The organism is Streptomyces hiroshimensis (assembly GCF_014650335.1).
Lineage (GTDB): Bacteria > Actinomycetota > Actinomycetes > Streptomycetales > Streptomycetaceae > Streptomyces > Streptomyces hiroshimensis.
On the sequence record NZ_BMUT01000016.1, the window covers coordinates 1 to 20,333 of the forward strand.

Here is a 20,333-nt window from a genome sequence, read left to right on the forward strand (position 1 = left end):
TGATAGGCCGCGGGCTCATCCTGCACCGCCGGAGCTTTCCACCACCAACCATGCGGTCAGCGGTCGTATCCGGTATTAGACCCCGTTTCCAGGGCTTGTCCCAGAGTGCAGGGCAGATTGCCCACGTGTTACTCACCCGTTCGCCACTAATCCACCCCGAAGGGCTTCATCGTTCGACTTGCATGTGTTAAGCACGCCGCCAGCGTTCGTCCTGAGCCAGGATCAAACTCTCCGTGAATGTTTACCCGTAATCGGGTGACACTCGCGTTGAGCGGAACGACCAGGAGGAATAATCCCGGTCGTTCACAGCGTCCTCGCTGTGTGTTGCCTGACGATCCCGAAGGACCGGCAGGACTTTCAAAGGAACCGCGTCCCAGCCAGAAGGCCGAGGACGGGGTATTTTATAGTCTGGCGTTGACTTTTGGCACGCTGTTGAGTTCTCAAGGAACGGACGCTTCCTTTGTACTCACCCTCTCGGGCTTTCCTCCGGGCGCTTCCCTTCGTTGTTTCCAACCTTACCAGATCCGTTTTCCGTTCCGTTTCCGGTCCGAATTCCGTTTCCGGCCCCCTGTTGGAGCGGGGTGTTTCGCGCCTTCCGGCGTGATCACTACTTTAGCGGATTTCCCCGGTGACTCCTAATCGGAGTCCGAGGCCTTCACAGTCCGAATTTCGGCAGGCCGAAATCCATCCCGTTCAGGGGCCGTGCAGTGGTGATTGCCGCCGGTGCGGCTCGAGTGGCCGTCTCAGAACCGTCATGGCTCCGTGACAACTCGGAGAACACTACTCATGCCCCAGGGGCGTGTCAAACGGTCTGGACCAGCCCCTGCCCGGCCCCTCGCCCGGCCCCTCACCCACCCCCGTCGGGCCCCTCAGTCGAGGTCGCTGAGCCGCCCGCCGGCGTCCGGCTGGGCGTCCTCCACCCGGCGCAGCAGCCGGGTCAGCATCTCGCCGAGTCGGCCGCGCTCCTCGCCGGAGAGGTCCTGGAGGAGCTCCTCCTCGAAGACCGTGGCCATGCGCATGGCCTCCAGCCACTTGCCGCGGCCTTCTTCCGTAATGCCGACGATGACGCGGACGCGGTTGCTCTCGTCGCGCTCCCGGGTCACGAGGCCCTCCGCGACCATGCGGTCGATGCGGTGGGTCATGGCGGCGGGGGTGAGGCCCAGTCGCTTCGCGAGGTCGCCGGGGCCCAGGTGGTAGGGGGCGCCGGCCAGCACGAGGGCCTTGAGGACCTCCCACTCGGCGTTGCTGATGCCGAGCTCGGCGGTCTGGCGTCCGTAGGCGACGTGCATCCGCCGGTTGAGGCGGCTGAGCGCCGAGACGACCTTCTCCACCTGGGGGTCGAGGTCCTGAAACTCGCGCTGGTAGGCGGCGATCTGTTCGTCGAGGCTCGGCTCGGAGGCGCCGGGGGTGTCAGCCATGCCCGGCAGTATGACACGAACTGATTCGCACTAAAGCCCTTCGCCATGTACTCTTTAGCTTCGAACTTTACTGTTGAAGTCTTCAGACCTGGACAGTCCCGCCTCTCAACCTCGACCTAGGAAGGTGAGTGTGACCACCGCGATGGGCGCAGCTCTGCGCCGGATCCAGCTGGGGAACGCCCTGAGTGCGTTCGGCAGCGGCTTCACCGTCCCGTTCCTGTTCATCTATGTGTCTCAGGTACGGGGCCTCGGAGCAGGCACCGCAGGCATGGTGCTCATGACGTTCGCCGTATCCGCGCTCGTCGTGCTGCCCTTCGTCGGCCGTGTGATCGACCGGCGGGGTCCGCTGCCTGTTGCCGTCGCTGGTACGGTCTCCGCCGCCGTCGGGTCGATGGGGCTGGGGCTGGCGGACAGCGCGGCGCTGGTCTTCGCCGCGGCCGCCGCGCTGGGTGCGGGTATCGCGGTGATCCAGCCCACGCTGGCCACGATGATCGTGTGGTGCTCGACGCCGGCGACCCGCTCTCGTGCCTTCGCGATGCAGTTCTTCCTGAACAACCTGGGTCTCGGCCTCGGTGGTCTGCTCGGCGGGCAGATCGTGGACACCTCGGACCCGTCGAGCTTCGTGCGGCTCTTCGCGATCGAGTCGGTGATGTTCCTGGTGCTGGGTGCCGCCGTGGCGACGGTGCGGCTGCCGAAGGCGCCCAAGGTCGAGGACGCGGTGCCGACGGACGAGGGCGCCAAGGGCGGCTGGCGGACGCTGCTGGGCGACCGGGCCATGGTGCAGCTGTGTGTTCTGGGCTTCGTGATGTTCTTTGCCTGCTACGGACAGTTCGAGTCGGGCCTGGCGGCCTTCGCGGTCGAGGTCACCCGGATCTCGCCTGCGACGCTCGGCATCGCACTCGCTGCGAACACCGCGGCCATCGTGCTGGCGCAGTTCGTCGTGCTGAAGCTGGTCGAGGGGCACCGGCGCAGCCGGGTCATCGCGCTCGTGGGTCTCATCTGGACCGTTGCGTGGGTGGCCGCGGGGGTCTCGGGTCTCGTTCCGGGGGCGCACGGGGTGGCGACCGCGCTGCTGATCTCCACGTACGCCCTCTTCGGTATCGGTGAGTCGATGCTGTCGCCGACGGTCGCCCCGCTGGTGGCGGATCTGGCGCCGGCCCGGCTGGTCGGTCAGTACAACTCGGCCTTCGCGCTCGTGAAGCAGCTTGCTCTGGCGATCGGCCCGTCCGTGGGCGGTCTGATGGCCGGTGGCGGTCTGTACGTGGCGTACATCGTCATGGTGATCGCATGCTCCCTGGCGATCACCGCCCTGGCGCTGCGCCTGGGCCGCCGGCTCACCCCGGCGCAGGACAACCCGCTGCTGGCGAAGGCACAGCGCCGCGTCCAGGCGGCGGAGGAGCGCACGGCGGTCCACGCCTGACGCACGCGCCTCCTTATAAGAGGTGCATATAAAGAGGTAAGAGGAGAGGGAGGGCGCCCCAGGCGCCCTCCCTCTCTTGCGTCACCCGTGCCCCGCCGGCAAGGCGAACTCGCACCACACGGCCTTCCCGCCGCCCGGTGTGCGCCGGGATCCCCAGGAGGAGGCGATGGTGGCGATGATCGAGATGCCGCGCCCCGCCTCGTCGGCCGGCTCGGCGCGGCGGCGTCGCGGCAGGTGGTCGTCGCCGTCGGTGACCTCGATGATCAGCCGGCGGTCGGTGCGGCGCAGGCGCAGCCGCATGGGGGGTGTGCCGTGCTGGAGGGAGTTGGCCACGAGCTCGCTGGCGGCCAGGACGCCCAGGTCGCGCAGCTCGGTCGGGAAGCGCCAGCTGACGAGGACGCCGGAGGCGAAGGCGCGGGCGCGGGGTGCTGCTTCGATTCCGCCGAGGAGCTCCAGGGCGGCGTTGTGGAAGAGCTCTGCGTCATGGCCGGTGCGGGCGGGGTGCTGGAGGACGAGGACGGCGACGTCGTCGTCGTGGTCGGCGGTCACGCCGAGGGCGCGGATCAGGCGGTCGCACATGACCTGGGGTGAGCCGGTGGCGCCGGCGAAGGCGCGCTCCAGGGCGGCGACGCCCTCGTCGATGTCCTCGGTGCGGCGCTCGACGAGGCCGTCCGTGTAGAGGACGGCGCTGGAGCCGGGGCCCAGCGGCATGGTGCCGGAGGTGTGCATCCAGCCGCCGGTGCCCAGCGGCGGGCCGGTGGGTTCGGCGGCGCGGCGGACCGTGCCGTCGGGGTCGCGGACGAGGATCGGGAGGTGGCCTGCGGAGGCGTAGACCAGGCGGCCCTCGTTGGGGTCGTGGACGGCGTAGATGCAGGTGGCGATCTGGGTGGCGTCGATTTCGCTGGCGAGGCCGTCGAGGAGCTGGAGGACCTCGTGGGGCGGCAGGTCGAGGCGGGCGTAGGCGCGGACGGCGGTGCGGAGCTGGCCCATGACGGCGGCGGCGCGCACTCCGCGGCCCATGACGTCGCCGATGACGAGGGCGGTGCGGCCGGCGCCGAGGGTGATGACGTCGTACCAGTCGCCGCCTACGGCGGTGTCCTTGCCGCCGGGCTGGTAGGTGGCGGCGACGCGCAGGTCGTCGGGCTGTTCGAGCTCTTGCGGGAGGAGGCTGCGCTGGAGGGTGACGGCGGCCTCGCGCTGGCGGCGCTCGCTGGCGCGCAGCCGCTCGGCGGCTTCGATCTGGTCGGTGACGTCCGCGGCGAAGACGAGGACGCCGGGCTGTTTGGCTTCGGTGGCGCCGACTTCGATCGGGGAGCAGGTGAAGGTGTAGTAGCCGCTGCGGGGGCGGCTGTCGGGGTCGGCGGCGGGGGCTGCGGCCTGGTGGGGGACGTCGGCCGCGGGGGTGGTGTCGCTCACGGCGGGGGTGGTGGCGGACGGGCCGGTGGCGAGGTTCATCGCGGCGTTGACGTCGGCCGTGACGCGGCGGGACTTGACCGTGCGGGGCCTGCCGCTGCGCAGGACCTGGTCCATGAGGGGGAGCAGGCCGAGCTCGGTGAGCTCGGGGAGGGCTTCGCGGGCGGGCGCTCCGGGGCTGCGGGCGCCGAAGAGGGCGGCGTAGGCGTCGTTGACGTAGGCGATGCGGTGCTCGGGGCCGTAGACGACGGCGACGAGGGCCGGGACCTTGCCGAGCGTGTCGTGGACGGAGAGCCCGTCGAGGGTGGGGACGGGGCCGTCCGGTGCGGGGGCGGGGGCCGGGGTGGCCTCGGCGCGGGCGGCGGGCACGGAGCCGCCCGCCGTGGGCGCGGGCTGTGCGGGGGCGGCGGTGCGGTCCTTGCGGTCGGCGCGCGCCGCGGCTCGGCGCTGTGTGCCGGGGAGCCGGGCGCTCCAGCGGGTGAAGTTCACAGAGGATTACCTCGCGGAGTCGTTCCGGAGCAGCTCGGCGACGTGGTGTGGCCGGTCCGCGTGCCCGGCGCGGGGCCGCGGTCGTCGGTGCGGGGGACTGCCCCCGGGGGAATGCAGCAAACGTCCGAATCCTCGTAATTGTTACTCTTCGCAGGTACGAGCCCACCCATGGTCACACGACCAGTGTGGCCGACCGGACTGACATCCGTCAGACGTCGGCCTCTTCGGGGGAGTTCCCGGCTCCGCCACAGGGCCCATGACCTGCTTCAACTCGCTTCCGGGTGACGTCCGGTGTCGGCGGCGAGTTCGAATTCGGCCCGGGGGTTTTCGAGCGAGCCGAGGGAGACGATCTCGCGCTTGAAGAGCCCGGTGAGGGTCCACTCGGCGAGGACGCGGGCCTTGCGGTTGAAGGTGGGGATCCTGCTGAGGTGGTAGGCGCGGTGCATGAACCAGGCGGGGTAGCCCTTGAGCTTCCTGCCGTAGACGTGCGCGACGCCCTTGTGGAGGCCCAGGGAGGCCACGGAGCCGACGTACTTGTGCCGGTAGTCCTTGAGCGGCTTGCCGCGCAGGGAGGCGAGGACGTTGTGGGCGAGGACCTTGGCCTGGCGGACGGCGTGCTGGGCGTTGGGGGCGCAGACGGTGGTCTCGGGGTCGTCGGCGGTGAGGTCGGGGACGGCCGCCGCGTCGCCGGCGCCCCAGGCGTGTTCGACGCCGTCCACGCCGAGGGTGGGGGTGCACTTGAGGCGGCCGCGGCCGTTGAGGGGGAGGTCGGTGGCCGCGAGGACGGGGTGGGCCTTGACTCCCGCGGTCCAGACGAGCGTTCGAGTGGGGAAGCGGGAGCCGTCGCTGAGGACGGCGATGCGGTCCGCGCAGGAGTCCAGTCGGGTGTCGAGGCGAACGTCGATGTTGCGGCCGCGCAGCTCGCGCAGGGCGTAGGCGCCCATCTCCTCGCCGACCTCGGGGAGGATGCGCCCGGTGGCCTCGACCAGGACGAACTTCAGGTCGTCGGGTTCGAGGTTGTGGTAGTACCGGGCGGCGTAGCGGGCCATGTCCTCCAGTTCGGCGAGGGCTTCCACGCCCGCGTAGCCGCCGCCGACGAAGACGAAGGTGAGGGCCGCATCGCGGACGGCGGGGTCGCGGGTGGAGGAGGCGATGTCCATCTGTTCGAGGACGTGGTTGCGCAGGCCGATGGCCTCCTCGACGGTCTTGAAGCCGATGCCGTAGTCGGCGAGGCCGGGGACGGGCAGCGTGCGGGAGACGGAGCCCGGCGCGAGGATCAGCTCGTCGTAGCGGATCTGCACGGCGCCGGTGCCCTCCTCGTGGGAGGCGAGGGTGGTGATGGCGGCGGTGCGCTTGGCGTGGTCGACGGACTTCACCTCGCCGATGACGACCTGGCACTTGTCGAGGGTGCGGCGCAGCGGGACGACGACGTGGCGGGGCGAGATGGAGCCGGCCGCGGCCTCGGGGAGGAAGGGCTGGTACGTCATGTAGGGCTCGGGGTCGACCACGATGACGGTCGCCTCGCCACGCCTGAGCTTCCGCTGCAGCCGCAGCGCGGTGTACATCCCGACGTAGCCGCCGCCGACCACCAGAATGCGCGCCGGTTCCTTCACCAAGGCCACTCCTTCAGTCCTCGAGCACAGCTCCCTCCCCATGACGCACCCCCGGCAGGAGTTTGTCCACAGGCCGTGCGAAATGTATGACCGGGCGGCGGAGCTGATCCCTCCGAGGGGGTGCACCGGTTCGAGAGACAGGTGCGCAGGTCAGGGTGGCTGCGGTGGGGTTGCGGGGTGGTGCAGAATCAGTGCGGAGGGGGCCTGTACTCCAATCGGGGGTGGCCGGTGCGGAACTACCCCTTCTTTCTTGACCTGGGCTCAACTATGTTCGTACTCCGTCGGGGTGTCAGAGACGTGCCCCGGCAGTCAGGGCGGGGAGTCTCCGGGGGGAGACGTCATAACCGGGGGAACACATATGCATATTCAGGGCTCTCATTGGTCGACCGCTGTCGCGCCGTCGGAAGCGGGCGGTGGCCGCAGCACGCCTCTGCGCGTGGACGCCCAGCGCAATCTCGAGCACGTGCTGCGTGCGGCCCGCGAGGTCTTCGGCGAGCTGGGCTACGGGGCGCCGATGGAGGATGTGGCGCGCCGCGCCCGCGTCGGCGTGGGGACGGTCTACCGCCGCTTCCCCAGCAAGGACGTCCTCGTCCGGCGGATAGCCGAGGAGGAGACCGCACGGCTGACCGAGCAGGCCCGCACGGCGCTGGGCCAGGAGGACGAGCCGTGGTCGGCGCTGTCGCGCTTCCTGCGCACGTCGGTGGCCTCGGGCGCGGGTCGGCTGCTGCCGCCGCAGGTCCTGCGGGTCGGCGTCGACGGGGAATCCGAGGAGATCGAGGCGCGCGTGCCGCAGCAGCGGCAGCCGGGCGCCACCGGCGGCCAGCTGCATGAGCTGCGGCTGGTCGAGCAGCGGCCGGCCGCCTCCGCGGAGCGGCACGACGCCGGTGCGGCGGCGCTGCTCGAGGTCGTCGGGCGGCTCGTGGAGCGGGCGCGGGCGGCAGGACAGCTGCGTCCGGACGTGACCGTGGCCGATGTGCTGCTGGTGATAGCGACGGCCGCGCCGTCGCTGCCGGATGCGGTGCAGCAGGCGGCGGCGTCCTCGCGGCTGCTGGACATCCTGCTGGAGGGGCTGCGGTCCCGGCCCTCCGAGTAGGCCGTCACCTGCAGAGCAGGTCGTCGCCTACCGAGTGGGCCGTTGCCCTACGGAGTAGGCCGTTGCCTGCAGAGCAGGTCTTTGTGTGACGGGCGCGCCCGGTTCGGCTCTCCATGCGGATCGGGCGCATCCGGAATTCCTTCCCCGTTCGGGTGACATCCAGTGCTTCATGCAACCGAAGTCGCCCCGGACGAGTGGTTGATGCCCATGCCGTGCTGGTGACGGGCGCCACTGTGCCACGCTGTCCCGGTGTTCGGGTGTGCCGGCATGTACAGGGGCCTGCGCTATGGGTGTTGACGGGCAGGAAGAACCGAGCGGGAGCGAGAAGGCGGACAGACCGTCCTTGCCCCGGGCCTCCGAGGAGGGCCGTTCCGCACCAGCCGGGCAGCCGGCCGGCGGCGCCGGTCCGAGCGTGCCCCGGCAGCGCAGGCGCAAGCACCGCCGGACGGACGCCGACGCCGATGCGCCCCTGACCGACACCCAGCTGGTGGCCCGGATGCGGGCCGGCGAGAGCGATGCCTACGAGGAGCTCTACCGCCGCCACGCCCCCGCGGTGCGCCGCTATGCCCGTACGTGCTGCCGCGACAACCACACCGCCGAAGACCTCACCAATGAGGTCTTCGCCTGCACCCTGCAGGCCGTGCGGGGCGGGGCGGGGCCGGAGTCGTCGGTGCGCGCCTATCTGCTGACCACGGTGCGGCGGGTCGCGGCCACCTGGGGGAAGACCGCCAAGCGCGAGCAGCTGGTGGAGGACTTCGCGGACTTCGCCTCGGCGGCCGCGCGGCTGCCTGCCGCAGGGGGCGGGGAGGGGCTCGGACCGGGCGCGGATGTGCTGGCCATGCAGGAAGCCGAGCATTCGCTGGCCGTGCAGGCGTTCCGCAGTCTGCCGCCGCGGTGGCAGACGGTGCTGTGGCACACCACGGTCGAGGAGGAGTCGCCGAGCGAGGTCGCGCCGCTGCTGGGGCTGACGGCCAACGCGACGGCGGTGCTGGCGCACCGGGCACGCGAAGGCCTGAAGCAGGCGTACCTCCAGGCGCATGTGAGCACTTCGCTGACGGCGGGCGGCGACTGCGCGCGCTTTGCCGACCGGCTCGGGGCGTATGCCCGGGGCGGGCTGCGGATGCGGGCCGAGCGGGGGCTGCGCAAGCACCTGGAGGCCTGCGCCCGGTGCCGTACGGCGGCCATGGAGGTCGCCGATGTCAATGAGCGGCTGCGGGCGCTGCTGCCGGTGGCGGTCATCGGCTGGTTCGCCGCCGGGTTCTCGGCCAAGGCCGCCGCGGGTCTCGCTGCCGGTGCGGCCGGGGCGGGGACGGCCGCGGGGGCGGGAGTGGCTGCCGCGAGCGGGGGTTCGGCGGGGGCCGGCGCCGGGGCGAGCTCGGGGGCCGGGGCGAGTGCGGGATCCGGGGCCGGTTCCAGTGCGGGTGCCGGTGCGGGCGGTGCCTCCGGTGGCGCGTCGGGCGGTGCGTCGGGCGGCGGCTCCGGAGGGGCCGCTGCGAGCGAGGGGCTGGGGGCGCCCGCGAAGCTGGGCATCATCGGCGGCGTCGTGGCCGCGGCGGGTGCCGCCGTCGCGTACGCCCTGATGGGGCACTCCCCCGCGCCGGCCCGGCCACCGCAGGCCAAGGTCAGCGCCGCCCCCGTGGCGCCTTCGCCGTCGCCGCGTCACGCCCCCGGCCCTGCGCCGACGCCGACTCCTTCACCCTCGGCTTCGCCCTCGACCTCACCCTCGGCGGTGAAGCCGGCACCGACGCCCAGGGTGAAGGCCTCCGTATCGCCACAGGACGTTCGCACCACTCCGGCGCCCGCTCCCCCGGTCCGCGTCTCTGCGCCGAAGCCGCGGCCGAAGCCTTCGCCGCTGGCTTCCGCGCCTCCCGTTCGCAGGCCGTCACCCTCGCCGTCCCCGTCGCCCTCCCCCTCTCCCACCCCTTCGCCTCCTCCCCTGCCGCCCGCCGTGTACCGGCTGAACCAGCTGGCCTACGTGGGCGTGGGCGACGGCACCGGGCCGGAGGTTCGGCTGGGCGTGCACAGCTGGCTGTGGCAGCGGTACGGCCTGCGGGTCGGCGGGGTCACGTACGGGCACGGCGTGAGCGTGCACGCGCCCTCGGCCGTGACCATCGACCTGAACCGGGCCTGTACGGCCTTCGACGCACTCGTGGGGGTCGACGACATGTCCGCGGGCCTGGGCGCCGCGGGGTTCTCCGTCTACGGCGACGGGGTGCCCTTGTGGCGGTCCGGCGTGGTGCAGGGCGGGGAGGCGGCGGTGCCGGTGCATGTGCCGCTCTCGGGATACCGCAGCGTCCGGCTGGTGGTGCATCCGCGGCGCGGCATGGGGTGGGTGGCGGTGTCGGACTGGGCACAGTCACGGATCTCCTGCGGGTAAGCAGGTAAGCAGGTAAGCAGGTAAGCGACTAACCGGCCCCCGTACGCCAGAGACGGCGCTGTATCCCTGCGGCTCCGGATCCCCGTGTCCCGGTAGCTCCGTACCCCCATACCCCTGTATCCGTCACAGGACCGGGCCTGGTGCCACCCCTCCCGCCACCGCCCGCTGGCGCGGTGCCGCCGAGCCCGTCCAGCAGGTGCCGCGGCGGGCCAGCAGCCGCCGTAGCCACACCTCGGTGGAGACCAGCTCCGCGAGGCCGTCCAGGGGCAGCGCACGGCCGTTCGCGGCCCCGTGCAGGGCGGCTCTGACGACCCGGGCCTCGACGAGGCCTGCGTCGGCGAGGAGCGGTGCGTCGAAGAGCTCCAGCAGGGGGCCGGCGGAGGCGCGCAGCCCTGCGCGTACGGCCGCGGCGTGGGCCGCGTGCGAGGTGGCGCCCCAGCCGGGCGGGAGTTCGCGGACGCCGGCCCCGGCGAGGACCGCGCGCAGTACCGAGGCGCGCGCCCCCGGTTGCACCCGGAGCGCCTCGGGGAGGGCGCGGCAGGCCCGTACGACCTCATTGTCGAGGAAGGGGGCGTGGAGGCGCTGGCTGCGGACCTCGGCGGCCTGTTCGAAGACGCGGTGGTCGGCGGCGTGCCGGGCCAGGGCGGCGGCCGCGCGGCGTTCGCCGGGGCGCTGGGCGAGGCCTTGGGGCCGGACGGCCGCGGCCTGCAGCCGAACCGATACTTCGGCCAGAGCTTCACCCGTGAGCCAGCGGGCGGCGGGGCCGGGCCGGCACCAGGTGAGGGCGGCGAGGGAGGCGTCGACGGCCCCGCCCACGTCGGCGGGGAGGGCCGGGCCCGGCGTGTCGTCGACGACGGGGAAGGCCGTGGCCCGTAGCTGCCCGGCGGCCGCCTCCATGCCCTCCCGGTAGGACGTACGGGCCAGTCGGCGGGCCGCCCGGTAGACGGTGAAGGGGATGAAGAGGGCCTGCGCGGCGGTTCTGTCGGCGCGGGCGAGCGCGGAGACGGGCCGCAGCAGGTGGCGCCGCCGGCGGTCCATCAGGAGGTCGGCCAGGCGCGCCGGGTGGGCGTCGAGCACCTGGCGGGCGCCGTGCCCGACGAGGTGGTCCGCGCCGCCCACGGCCAGCCGGTGCCGGTGGCGTTCGGCGGTGACGAGCGCGGGGCCCGGTTCGTCGGTCAGGGGGCCGCCGGCGAGGTCCGCGTAGGGCAGGGCCTCCTCGCCCGCGGCGACGACGATGTGCCGCAGCCGGGGGTTGGCCGCGATGGCGTGGGCCCGTTCGAGCTCGGCCTCGCGGACGCGGTTGTCGTCGGTGACGAGGTCGTTGAAGGTGACGGCGAGCAGCCGCTCGCCGCCGCCGGTGCCGTGGCCCAGGGGTGTGCCGGGCATCCCGGGCAGGCCTGCGGCGAGGAGGGCCAGGGTGGCGGAGGCGCTGCCGCCGGAGAGGTCGGCGCCGATGCCGGGGGCGGGGCCGCCGCGTGCGGCGCGGCGGTGGGCGGGGCCCATGCCGGGCACGGGCCCGGGGTCGAGCCCGCCGAAGCCGTGGTCGGGGGCGTGCCGGGGGGCGGCGAGCCGCGTCCGTACGGCCTCGACGAGGGCGCTTCTTATGCCGTCGACGGCCTTTTCGGGCTGGAGCTGGGGGGCGGAGACGGCCAGCGACGCCGTGGGTTCGTAGCCGATGATGTCGCGGCTGCCGTCGCGCAGCACGAGGGCGTGTCCGGGCGGCACGCGCCGTACGCCCCTGTAGGGCGTGCCGTCGCCGAGGGCCTCCGGGGAGTCGGGGCAGGCGAGGAGGGCGGCGAGGTGGCCGATGTCGAGCTGGGCCTCGATGAGGTCGGCGAGGGGCAGGGCGGCGGTGGCGTAGGCGGTGCCGCCGGCCCAGGCGGTGTGGAAGACGGGCCGGGCGCCCGCGAGGTCGCCGACGACCGTGGTGCGGCGACCCACCTGGGCGACGGCGGTGTAGCTGCCGGGCCAGGCCGTCAGGTGCCGCAGGGCGCCTCCGCGGGCGGCGACGAGCCCGGCGCGCAGTTGCTCGTCGCCGGCACCGCAGCGGCCGAGGACGGCGAGGCGGGTGAGGGGGTCCAGCTGGACGACGCGGACCTCGTCGGGGCGCCAGTCGCCCACGGCCCACAGGGGCGCCGGGTCGCCCCACAGGAGCCGGGCGCCTACGGGGTGGACGGTCGGGGCGTCGAGGTCGTCGTAACCGCCGTGATCACCGTATCGGTCGTGATCACCGTGTCCGCCGTAACCGCCGTAGCTGCCGGGGGGTTCGGCACGCTGTCGCACGTTCCCCGAGGGGGTGCTGCTCCACCCCACCACCCAGCGCATGACGCCTCCACAGGCTGTGGACAACCGACGTGGACAACCGACGCAAACGACCGCCGTGAACAACCGACCGAGCACCGCGAATACAGGCTGGGCGGCCATCAAGCGCCGCCATCCGCAGTCATCATGCACAGGAGGCCACCGGTTGCCACAACGAGACCACCACGAAAGAGGCAACACATCGGTCGCGCCTTTCACCCCAACTCGCTGGATTGCGGGGCGAAATGGCGCGCCGCCAAGCCGGATGCGCGCAACCGCCATGCTGTCACGTAGGGAGGCATGAGACCTCCACGCGCGCGTGCGGCGCGCCAAGAGCGTGCTTCCGGACGGCCACAGGCCCGCTTCCGGGCGGCAGTATCCGGCCAAACTCGGCACAGCGGGTTCATGGGGGCGCACTCACCCAGTGCTTCGACCCGCGTGTCACGGTCCGGGAGGCGGTCAGCCGCCTCCCGGACCGGTCCGCCGCCCGCGGGGAATGAGGCGGCGGCTTCCCCCAGCCCACTGGATCCAGGCAGCGGGCCAACCCACGCAACTCCCATGGAAGCGCTCGCCGGATGGCGTGGACAGAGCGCACGGCGGGCGCACAGCCACACACAACCGGAGCACGTGCCCCTCGGTGCACGTCCGCACGGACCAGAATCTCGCCATCCGGGACACCACCTCTTAACGGTCGGGATGCGGGGAACTACGCTGGGTTTACGAATGCCCCGCGCCTATGCCGGGGCGGGCGTCGCGTCGTCGAGGGGTGCGCATGTCCAGGGAGCCACGCGGGCCGAACGAGAAGCTCGGCACCGTCCTCGCCCTCGCCGGGATCAGCAACGCCGGTCTCGCGCGCAGGGTCAACGACCTCGGTGCGCAGCGCGGATTGACGCTTCGCTATGACAAGACGTCCGTCGCGCGCTGGGTCTCCAAGGGCATGGTGCCCCAGGGAGCGGCGCCCCATCTGATCGCCGCGGCGATCGCCGGCAAGCTCGGCCGGCCCGTCCCGCTGCACGAGATCGGCCTCGCGGATGCGGATCCGGCCCCGGAGGTGGGGCTCTCCTTTCCGCGCGATGTCGGCCAGGCCGTGCGATCCGCGACGGAGCTGTACAGGCTGGATCTCGCCGGTCGGCGAGGAGGCGGCGGCATCTGGCAGAGCCTGGCCGGATCCTTCTCCGTCAGCGCCTACGCCACGCCCGCGTCCCGATGGCTGATAACCCCCGCCGACAGCTCGGTCGCGCGCGAGGCCCACACGGCGGCCAGGGAGGCCGAGGGCTCGGGCGGCCCGGACGGGGCCATACCGCAGCGCGTGGGCCACAGTGACGTCAGCAAGCTGCGGGAGGCCGCGGAGGACGCCCGCCGCTGGGACTCCAAATACGGCGGGGGCGACTGGCGTTCGTCGATGGTCCCCGAGTGCCTGCGGGTCGATGCGGCGCCCCTGCTGCTCGGTTCGTACAGCGACGAGGTGGGCCGTTCGCTGTTCGGCGCCACCGCCGAACTGACCCGGCTGGCCGGCTGGATGGCCTTCGACACGGGCCAGCAGGAGGCCGCGCAGCGCTACTACATCCAGGCCCTGCGGCTCGCCCGCGCGGCCGCCGACGTACCGCTGGGCGGCTATGTGCTGGCCTCGATGAGCCTGCAGGCCACCTACCGGGGCTTCGCCGACGAGGGCGTCGACCTGGCGCAGGCCGCCCTCGAGCGCAACCGCGGCCTGGCCACCGCCCGCACCATGAGCTTCTTCCGCCTGGTCGAGGCGCGCGCCCAGGCGAAGGCCGGGGACGCACCGGCGTGCGGTGCCGCGCTGAAGGCCGCCGAGGGCTGGCTGGAGCGGGCGCGCACGGGCGATCCCGACCCGTCGTGGCTGGACTTCTACAGCCACGAGCGGTTCGCGGCGGATGCCGCCGAGTGCTACCGCGACCTGCGCATGCCGCGGCAGGTGCAGCGCTTCACCGAGCAGGCGCTGGCCCGGCCGACGGAGGAGTTCGTCCGCTCGCACGGGCTGCGGCTCGTGGTCTCCGCGGTCGCCGAGCTGGAGTCGGGCAACCTGGACGCGGCGTGCGCGGCCGGCACGCGGGCCGTGGAGGTGGCGGGCCGGATCTCCTCGGCGCGCACGACGGAGTACGTCCGCGATCTGCTGCACCGGCTGGAGCCGTACGGGGACGAGCCGCGGGTGATGGAGCTGCGGGAGCGGGCGCGGCCGCTGCTGGTGTCGCTGGCGTGAGCGGGGTCGTCGGCGTGAGTGTGGCCTACGGCGTGAGCGTGTGATCACTTTCCTGAGGCCCCTGTGATCACTTCCCTGGGGTCCCCTCCCTGACCTGGGTTTCGACCGGTTGTCAGTGGCGCAGGTCATGATGGGGAGCGTGGGTGAGGCGCCGAGGGGAGCCGGAGGCCCGGTCGCGGGTGTGCCGGCGGGCGCGGGGAGGTGACGTGGTGAGGGCGTACGACTGCGATGTGCTGGTGGTCGGCGGCGGCATCGTGGGCATGTCGACGGCCTTTGCGATCACGCGCGCCCGGCCGGGTGTGCGCGTCGTGGTGCTGGAGAAGGAGCCGGGCCCCGCGCTCCACCAGACCGGGCGCAACAGCGGAGTGATCCACAGCGGGATCTATTACCGGCCGGGTTCGTTCAAGGCGCGGTTCGCGGTGCAGGGCGCGGCGGAGATGGTGAAGTTCTGCGCCGAGCACGGCCTGCCGCACGAGATCACCGGCAAGCTGATCGTGGCCACGGATCATGCGGAGCTGCCGCGCCTGCACTCCCTGGTTCAGCGCGGCCGGGAGAACGGCGTGCCGGTGCGCGAGCTCGGCCCCGCCCAGATAGCCGAGTACGAGCCGCATGTCCGCGGCACGGGGGCCATCCACGTCGGTTCGACGGGCGTGTGCGACTACAGCGCGGTGGCGCGCTGCCTGGCCGGCCTGGCGGAGGACGCGGGAGCCTCCGTGCGGTACGGGGCGCAGGTGCAGGCGATCGGGCGGCGCGGTGCGGCGGTCGCGGTGCGCACGGGGCTGGGCGAGGTGCTGCGCGCCCGTGCGCTGGTCAATTGCGCGGGGTTGCACAGCGACCGCGTGGCGCGGCTGGCGGGCGATGATCCGGGCGTACGGATCGTGCCGTTCCGCGGGGAGTACTTCGAGCTGGCCCCGGGGCGTACGGATCTGGTGCGCGGCCTCGTCTATCCGGTGCCGGACCCGGCCTTCCCGTTCCTGGGCGTCCATCTCACGCGCGGCATCGACGGCTCGGTCCACCTGGGGCCGAACGCGGTCCCGGCCCTTGCCCGCGAGGGCTACGGCCGGCTGACGCTGCGCCCCGGCGAGCTGGCCGGGACGGTCGCCTGGCCCGGCTCCTGGCAGCTCGCCCGCCGCCACTGGCGGTACGGGGCGGGGGAGGTGCGGCGCTCGCTGTCCAAGCGCGTCTTCACGGAGGCGGCCCGCAGGCTGCTGCCGGAGGTGACGGCGGAGGATCTGATACCGGCCCCGTCGGGCGTGCGGGCGCAGGCGGTGCTGCGGGACGGGACCCTCGTGGACGACTTCCTGTTCGCGGAGTCCCCGCGGATGGTGCACGTGCTGAATGCGCCGTCCCCGGCGGCGACGGCGGCGCTGCCGATCGGGCGGGAGGTGGCCCGGAGGGCGCTGCGGGCGATGGAAGCTCTCTGACCCGGGGAAGCCCTCAGAGCCGGCAATCCCCTCTGACCTGCAGAAACCGCAACCCCGCGGTCAGTTTCGGCACGCCCGTAGAATTGAGGGACTGTGTCCGAGAACCACGCCTCCCCCTCAGCCCCCGCTTCGGCCGCCGCTCCGGCCGCCGAAGCGGCCACCGTGCCGGCCCCTGCGCAGCAGACCCGCGGCCGCCGTGAGCCGATGTTCCCCGACGGTCCGGCGCCGGACCCGGCGGGCTCGCACCACGAGCGGCGCATCCGCTCGTTCCAGCCGCGCCGCAGCCGGGTCACGACCGGCCAGGGCGAGGCCCTGCGCCGTCTGTGGCCCAAGTGGGGCCTCGACATCGACGGCCTGAGCAAGCTGGATCTCGGCGAGCTCTTCGGCGACCCCGAGCTGCCCGTCGTGCTGGAGATCGGCTTCGGCATGGGCGAGGCCACGGCCGAGATGGCGGCGGCCGACCCCGGCACCGGCATCCTCGCCTGCGACGTGCACACCCCCGGGCAGGGCAATCTCCTCGGCCTCGCCGAGCGGAACGGCCTGAACAACGTCCGGGTCGCCAACGGCGACGCGATCATCCTGCTGCGCGAGATGCTCACCCCGGACTCGCTGGCCGGCCTGCGCGTCTACTTCCCGGACCCGTGGCCCAAGAAGCGGCACCACAAGCGCCGGCTGATCCAGCCGGAGTTCCTGGAGCTGGCGGCCACGCGCCTGGCCCCGGGCGCCCTCCTGCACTGCGCCACGGACTGGGAGCCGTATGCGGAGCAGATGCTGGAGGTGCTCTCCGCGGCGCCGGACTTCGAGAACACCCAGGCGGACGGCGGCTTCGCACCGCGGCCGGAGTTCCGTCCGCTGACGCGCTTCGAGGGTCAGGGCCTGGACAAGGGGCACGTGGTCCACGACCTGCTGTTCCGCCGCAGGGCACACTGACGCGTCCCGGTTCCGTACCGGCCCCGCGCCGGCCCGCCGGACCGGGGAACGTGCCGGCCTGCCGCCGGGGAAACCGACCCCCGGAATAGCGGGGTCGCCCGGTCATCCCTTGGTTAGGGTCATCGGGTGCATGAGTCCCCACCCCACCAGCAGCCGACGGCCGGGCCGGTGCCCGCCTCCGGGCAGCAGCCGAACTTCTCCGCGATGCCCGCCCCCGCGGGCTGGCGCTACAAGCCGCGCCGCGCCCTGTGGGACAACAAGGCGGTGCGCGCCGGCGCGCTGATCCTGCTCCTGGCCCTGTGCGGCCTGGTCATCCTCGCCCTGGTGCGGGAGCAGACGGGCACCGAGGGGTTCCTGGTGGGGCTCGGCCTCGCCGTACTGCCCGTGCCGCTGCTGGTGGCGGCGTTCCGCTGGATGGACCGGGTCGAGCCCAAGCCCTGGCGCAACCTCGTCTTCGCCTTCGCTTGGGGCGCGTGCGCGGCCACCCTGATGGCCATCATCGCGAACGGCTACGCCACGGAGTGGCTGGTCAGCTCCGTCGACCTCGCGAAGCGCCCGGAGGCCGACAAGTGGGGGGCGACGTTCGTCGCGCCCGTGGTGGAGGAGACCGGCAAGGCGGCCGCGGTCCTGCTGCTCTACCTCTTCCGCCGCCGGGACTTCAACAACACCGTCGACGGCGTGGTGGTCGCGGGCATCACGGCCACGGGTTTCGCGTTCACCGAGAACATCCTCTACCTGGGCAACGCCTTCGCCACCGACCAGAGCTTCGGCCACGAGGGAGTGCCTGCGGCCACGGCGGCGACGTTCTTCATGCGGGTCCTGATGTCGCCGTTCGCCCACCCGCTCTTCACCACGATGACGGGCCTGGGCTTCGGCATCGCAGCCACCCTGGCCCCGCGCCGCAAGGTCACCCGCATCCTCATACCCTTCGCGGGCCTGCTCACGGCGATGGTCCTGCACGCGGTCTGGAACGGCTCGGCCAGCCTGTCTCCCCTGGCCTTCCTCGCGGTCTACGCCCTGTTCATGGTGCCCGTCTTCGGCGTCCTGACCTGGCTCGCCATCTGGTCCCGCCAGAACGAGCTGCGCACCATACGCACCTTCCTCCCGGCCTACCAGGCCGCCGGCTGGCTCACCCCGCCCGAGCCCCTCGCCCTCTCCTCGATGCGCGCCCGCGGCATAGCCCGCGACGTGGCCCGCCGCACCGGCGGCCCGACGGCGGCCCGCACCGTGGCCGAGTACATCTCGTTCGCCACGTCCCTGGCCTTCCTCCGCCAACGCGCCCACCGAGGCACGGCGGGCCCGGACTTCACAGCCCGCGAACAAGAACTCCTCCACCACCTCTGGACCCGCAAACACATAGCCCAACCGGCCCTCACCCAGGCCTCGGCGACACTGCCCCGGCCGTTCATACCGATGCCGCAGGGGCCGTGGCCAGGGCATAACCCCGGCTGGCCCCAGGGGCCGGGTCAGTACCGCTGACGAACTTCCTGGACTCGCCTGGACGATGCAGGCGATGAGAGTCCCGGCACAGAGGCCAGGGGCCTGATCCGAGAAAGGATCAGGCCCCTGGCCATTGTCAGGTGCGCAACTTCCGTCACCGATTGGACGAATGCGCTGTCGGTCGCCGACCGATCCGCACAAGGTGCACGATTCCGGCGGTGCTCAGTCCCCAGAACACAGCTGAGGTCCATACCCAGATATCTGCGGACTCCGAACGGCTGGCGGCCAACTGGGCGAGTACCACTGTTAGGACGCCTACGAAGAGCGCAGGTGTGTCCGCATACGCTCCTAGCCGCGCTGAGCGGCTAGGTACTCCGTGACGGGTCAGGTACACATCCGTACCCAGGATCGTCATGCAGAACGCTGCGATCGATGCCCACAGCCACCAGTTCACTGGATGTCCCTCCCGCTACCGCCTTCCGCCATGGTGGCATGGCGGCACAGACATAGTCAGTTGCAGCCGTTGCTGTAGACGCCGGGCACAAAGATTCCGGCCGCGAACTTGATCTTCAGGCAGTAGTCGTCGGACCGCGCCTCAGCTGCCTTTGCGGTGACGAGGGCGGCGTTGACCTGGTACAGAACATTCAGAGGCGGCGGCAGAAGGCCCACGGACAGGGCGGCAGTTGCGCCGTAAATGGCGATGTTCTTCGTCTCGGACTTCGTGAAGTAAGCCGTGCCGGTGACGTTACCCCAGGTGATCTTGGGGTCGGCCACGACCGGGAACGCGGTGCCCTTGTTGATCTCAACATGCTGGACGAGCTGGTTTCCGTCGAGCTTGTAGCTGGTCGCCACCGGCTTGCCATGAGCATCCTTGGCCCACGGAGCCTCGATGGCCCCCACCGTCATGGTGGCGCCGCCGTCGGCGGACTTGATGACTCCGTATCCGCCGTTGCCATCGGGGATGAGCCGGGCGCCCTCGGGCAGGTTGACGGCGAATCGCTGCTCGGTGGAAGCCGAGCCGTCCTTGAGCGTGACCAGGGTGCGAGCGCCGCCGTCGGTGGTGGGCTGGACCGCCAGGTCGGTGGACTTGGCCACCTCGGAGTACACAACGGTGCCCGAACCAGCCTTGACGCCCGTCACGTCCTTGGTTCCCGTGAGCTTCAGGCCAAGGGAACTGCCGTCAGAGGCAGTAGCCTTGACGTCTCCCGTGGAGGCGCGCGGAGCGACGACAGTGACGCTACCCGCCGCAGTACCGGTCGTGGCCTTCGCGGCCGCCTCAGGCGAGCTCACCGAGGGAGCAACGTCCCCGGTGCCGGTGGCCTTCTCAACGACCGAGGCCGCGTGCACAGCCTTGCCGGTCGAGGAACCATCCGCGTAGGCGGGCGCCGCAGCACCGAGCAGGGCAAGGGCTGTCGCAAGCGACAGGCCGGATATGACGGAGCGGACAGGAGATCTCCGGGCGGTACGCACAAGCTACTCCAAGCTCTCGACGTCGCAAGCCATTGACAATCCGTTCCGTGACGGATGATGGCTGAGCGTTAGCGATCTAGAAACTAGATGCAGCACACATGCGAATGCAAAGGCTCACAAATAGATCCACGTCATATTTCTGACGCACACCTAAAACGAACATTCGCACCCAGAACGGTCGGCCGCCCAGTGAGAAGCGCTACGCCACCGCCACGGCTTTGCCTGGCGTAACTGCGGTGCCACTTAGTGCACTTGACGGGTCATCCAGCCACCCCGGGCCGCCAAGGCCTCTCGACTGCGCCCGGAGCATCGGGAGGAAACAACCCCCTCAACCCTTGACCGGAATCCGGGGCACAATCGGCTCCTACGACTCAAGAGCGAATGAGGCGGACAATCGCCTAGGAATGTGAGTGACGGAGCGATATGTCAACCGGCAGGGCCCGCTCGCCGGGGAACGGGCGGCCGGACGCGGTGCCACGATGGCGGCGAGCTGAGCGGAGCGCCCCCACCGGGCCAAGCCCCTGCCTGTCCCCTCGCTACCAGCCTCACTGACGCGCGCAACGACGAAAGCGCGGCTGGCGGCTTACCCCGCCACGTATGCCGCTGTGCGCGGCCGCCGCCCGAAGCTGCCCGTGGGCTGTCGCGGGCGCCAGGAGCCTCGGCGGCAGCTCTCCTGTCCGCAGGGCCCCTCAGACCGGGGCTAATCCCCTTCTGACCAGCACAT

The 20,333-nt window shown here is 71.9% G+C and carries 12 protein-coding genes and 1 rRNA gene; 7 read left to right on the forward strand and 6 right to left on the reverse strand.

All coding sequences use genetic code 11. The annotated features are described in order from the left end of the window. Together IE241_RS28775 and IE241_RS28780 are read right to left on the reverse strand one after the other, a co-directional pair. A 16S ribosomal RNA gene (locus IE241_RS28775) occupies positions 1-238 on the reverse strand; the annotation flags it as partial. A gap of 631 nt (positions 239-869) precedes the next feature. Further along, entirely contained in the window at positions 870-1,418 is a 549-nt protein-coding gene (locus IE241_RS28780; protein WP_190024794.1) for a MarR family winged helix-turn-helix transcriptional regulator, read from the reverse strand. A 130-nt stretch (positions 1,419-1,548) separates the two neighbouring features. On the opposite strand from IE241_RS28780, the gene IE241_RS28785 reads away from it, so the two are divergent. After that, entirely contained in the window at positions 1,549-2,838 is a 1,290-nt protein-coding gene (locus IE241_RS28785; protein WP_190024795.1) for an MFS transporter, read from the forward strand. Between the two features lie 81 nt (positions 2,839-2,919). Here IE241_RS28785 and IE241_RS28790 read toward each other — a convergent pair whose 3' ends face one another. Together IE241_RS28790 and IE241_RS28795 are read right to left on the reverse strand one after the other, a co-directional pair. After that, entirely contained in the window at positions 2,920-4,740 is a 1,821-nt protein-coding gene (locus IE241_RS28790) for an ATP-binding SpoIIE family protein phosphatase (RefSeq protein WP_190024796.1), read from the reverse strand. 266 nt (positions 4,741-5,006) lie between these two features. Further along, positions 5,007-6,353 carry an NAD(P)/FAD-dependent oxidoreductase gene (locus IE241_RS28795; protein ID WP_268254437.1) on the reverse strand — a complete coding sequence of 449 codons (1,347 nt, stop codon included), beginning with the start codon at positions 6,351-6,353 and terminating at the stop codon, positions 5,007-5,009. Positions 6,354-6,711: 358 nt separating this feature from the next. On the opposite strand from IE241_RS28795, the gene IE241_RS28800 reads away from it, so the two are divergent. Continuing rightward, positions 6,712-7,446, forward strand: coding sequence for a TetR/AcrR family transcriptional regulator (locus IE241_RS28800; RefSeq protein ID WP_190024798.1), 735 nt, complete (start codon positions 6,712-6,714; stop codon positions 7,444-7,446). Positions 7,447-7,732: 286 nt separating this feature from the next. Next, positions 7,733-9,823, forward strand: coding sequence for a sigma-70 family RNA polymerase sigma factor (locus IE241_RS28805; RefSeq protein ID WP_190024799.1), 2,091 nt, complete (start codon positions 7,733-7,735; stop codon positions 9,821-9,823). Between the two features lie 123 nt (positions 9,824-9,946). On the opposite strand, the gene IE241_RS28810 is transcribed toward IE241_RS28805, so the two are convergent. After that, a complete protein-coding gene (locus IE241_RS28810; protein ID WP_190024800.1) occupies positions 9,947-12,148 on the reverse strand; it encodes an asparagine synthase-related protein in 2,202 nt (733 codons plus the stop codon). Between the two features lie 748 nt (positions 12,149-12,896). On the opposite strand from IE241_RS28810, the gene IE241_RS28815 reads away from it, so the two are divergent. The 4 genes from IE241_RS28815 to IE241_RS28830 all read left to right on the forward strand — a co-directional run bounded on the left by IE241_RS28815 (position 12,897) and on the right by IE241_RS28830 (position 18,178). Continuing rightward, entirely contained in the window at positions 12,897-14,345 is a 1,449-nt protein-coding gene (locus tag IE241_RS28815; protein ID WP_190024801.1) for an NsdA family TPR-like regulatory protein, read from the forward strand. Positions 14,346-14,554: 209 nt separating this feature from the next. Next, on the forward strand, positions 14,555-15,769 hold the full coding sequence (lhgD, locus tag IE241_RS28820; RefSeq protein ID WP_190024905.1) for an L-2-hydroxyglutarate dehydrogenase: 1,215 nt from the start codon (positions 14,555-14,557) through the stop codon (positions 15,767-15,769). A gap of 93 nt (positions 15,770-15,862) precedes the next feature. Further along, complete coding sequence (trmB, locus tag IE241_RS28825) at positions 15,863-16,699, forward strand: tRNA (guanosine(46)-N7)-methyltransferase TrmB (protein WP_373300796.1); 837 nt, start codon at positions 15,863-15,865, stop codon at positions 16,697-16,699. A gap of 126 nt (positions 16,700-16,825) precedes the next feature. Beyond that, complete coding sequence (locus tag IE241_RS28830; protein ID WP_373300797.1) at positions 16,826-18,178, forward strand: PrsW family intramembrane metalloprotease; 1,353 nt, start codon at positions 16,826-16,828, stop codon at positions 18,176-18,178. Positions 18,179-18,649: 471 nt separating this feature from the next. Here IE241_RS28830 and IE241_RS28835 read toward each other — a convergent pair whose 3' ends face one another. Next, positions 18,650-19,609, reverse strand: coding sequence for a hypothetical protein (locus IE241_RS28835; RefSeq protein WP_190024802.1), 960 nt, complete (start codon positions 19,607-19,609; stop codon positions 18,650-18,652). Between the last annotated feature and the right edge of the window lie 724 nt (positions 19,610-20,333).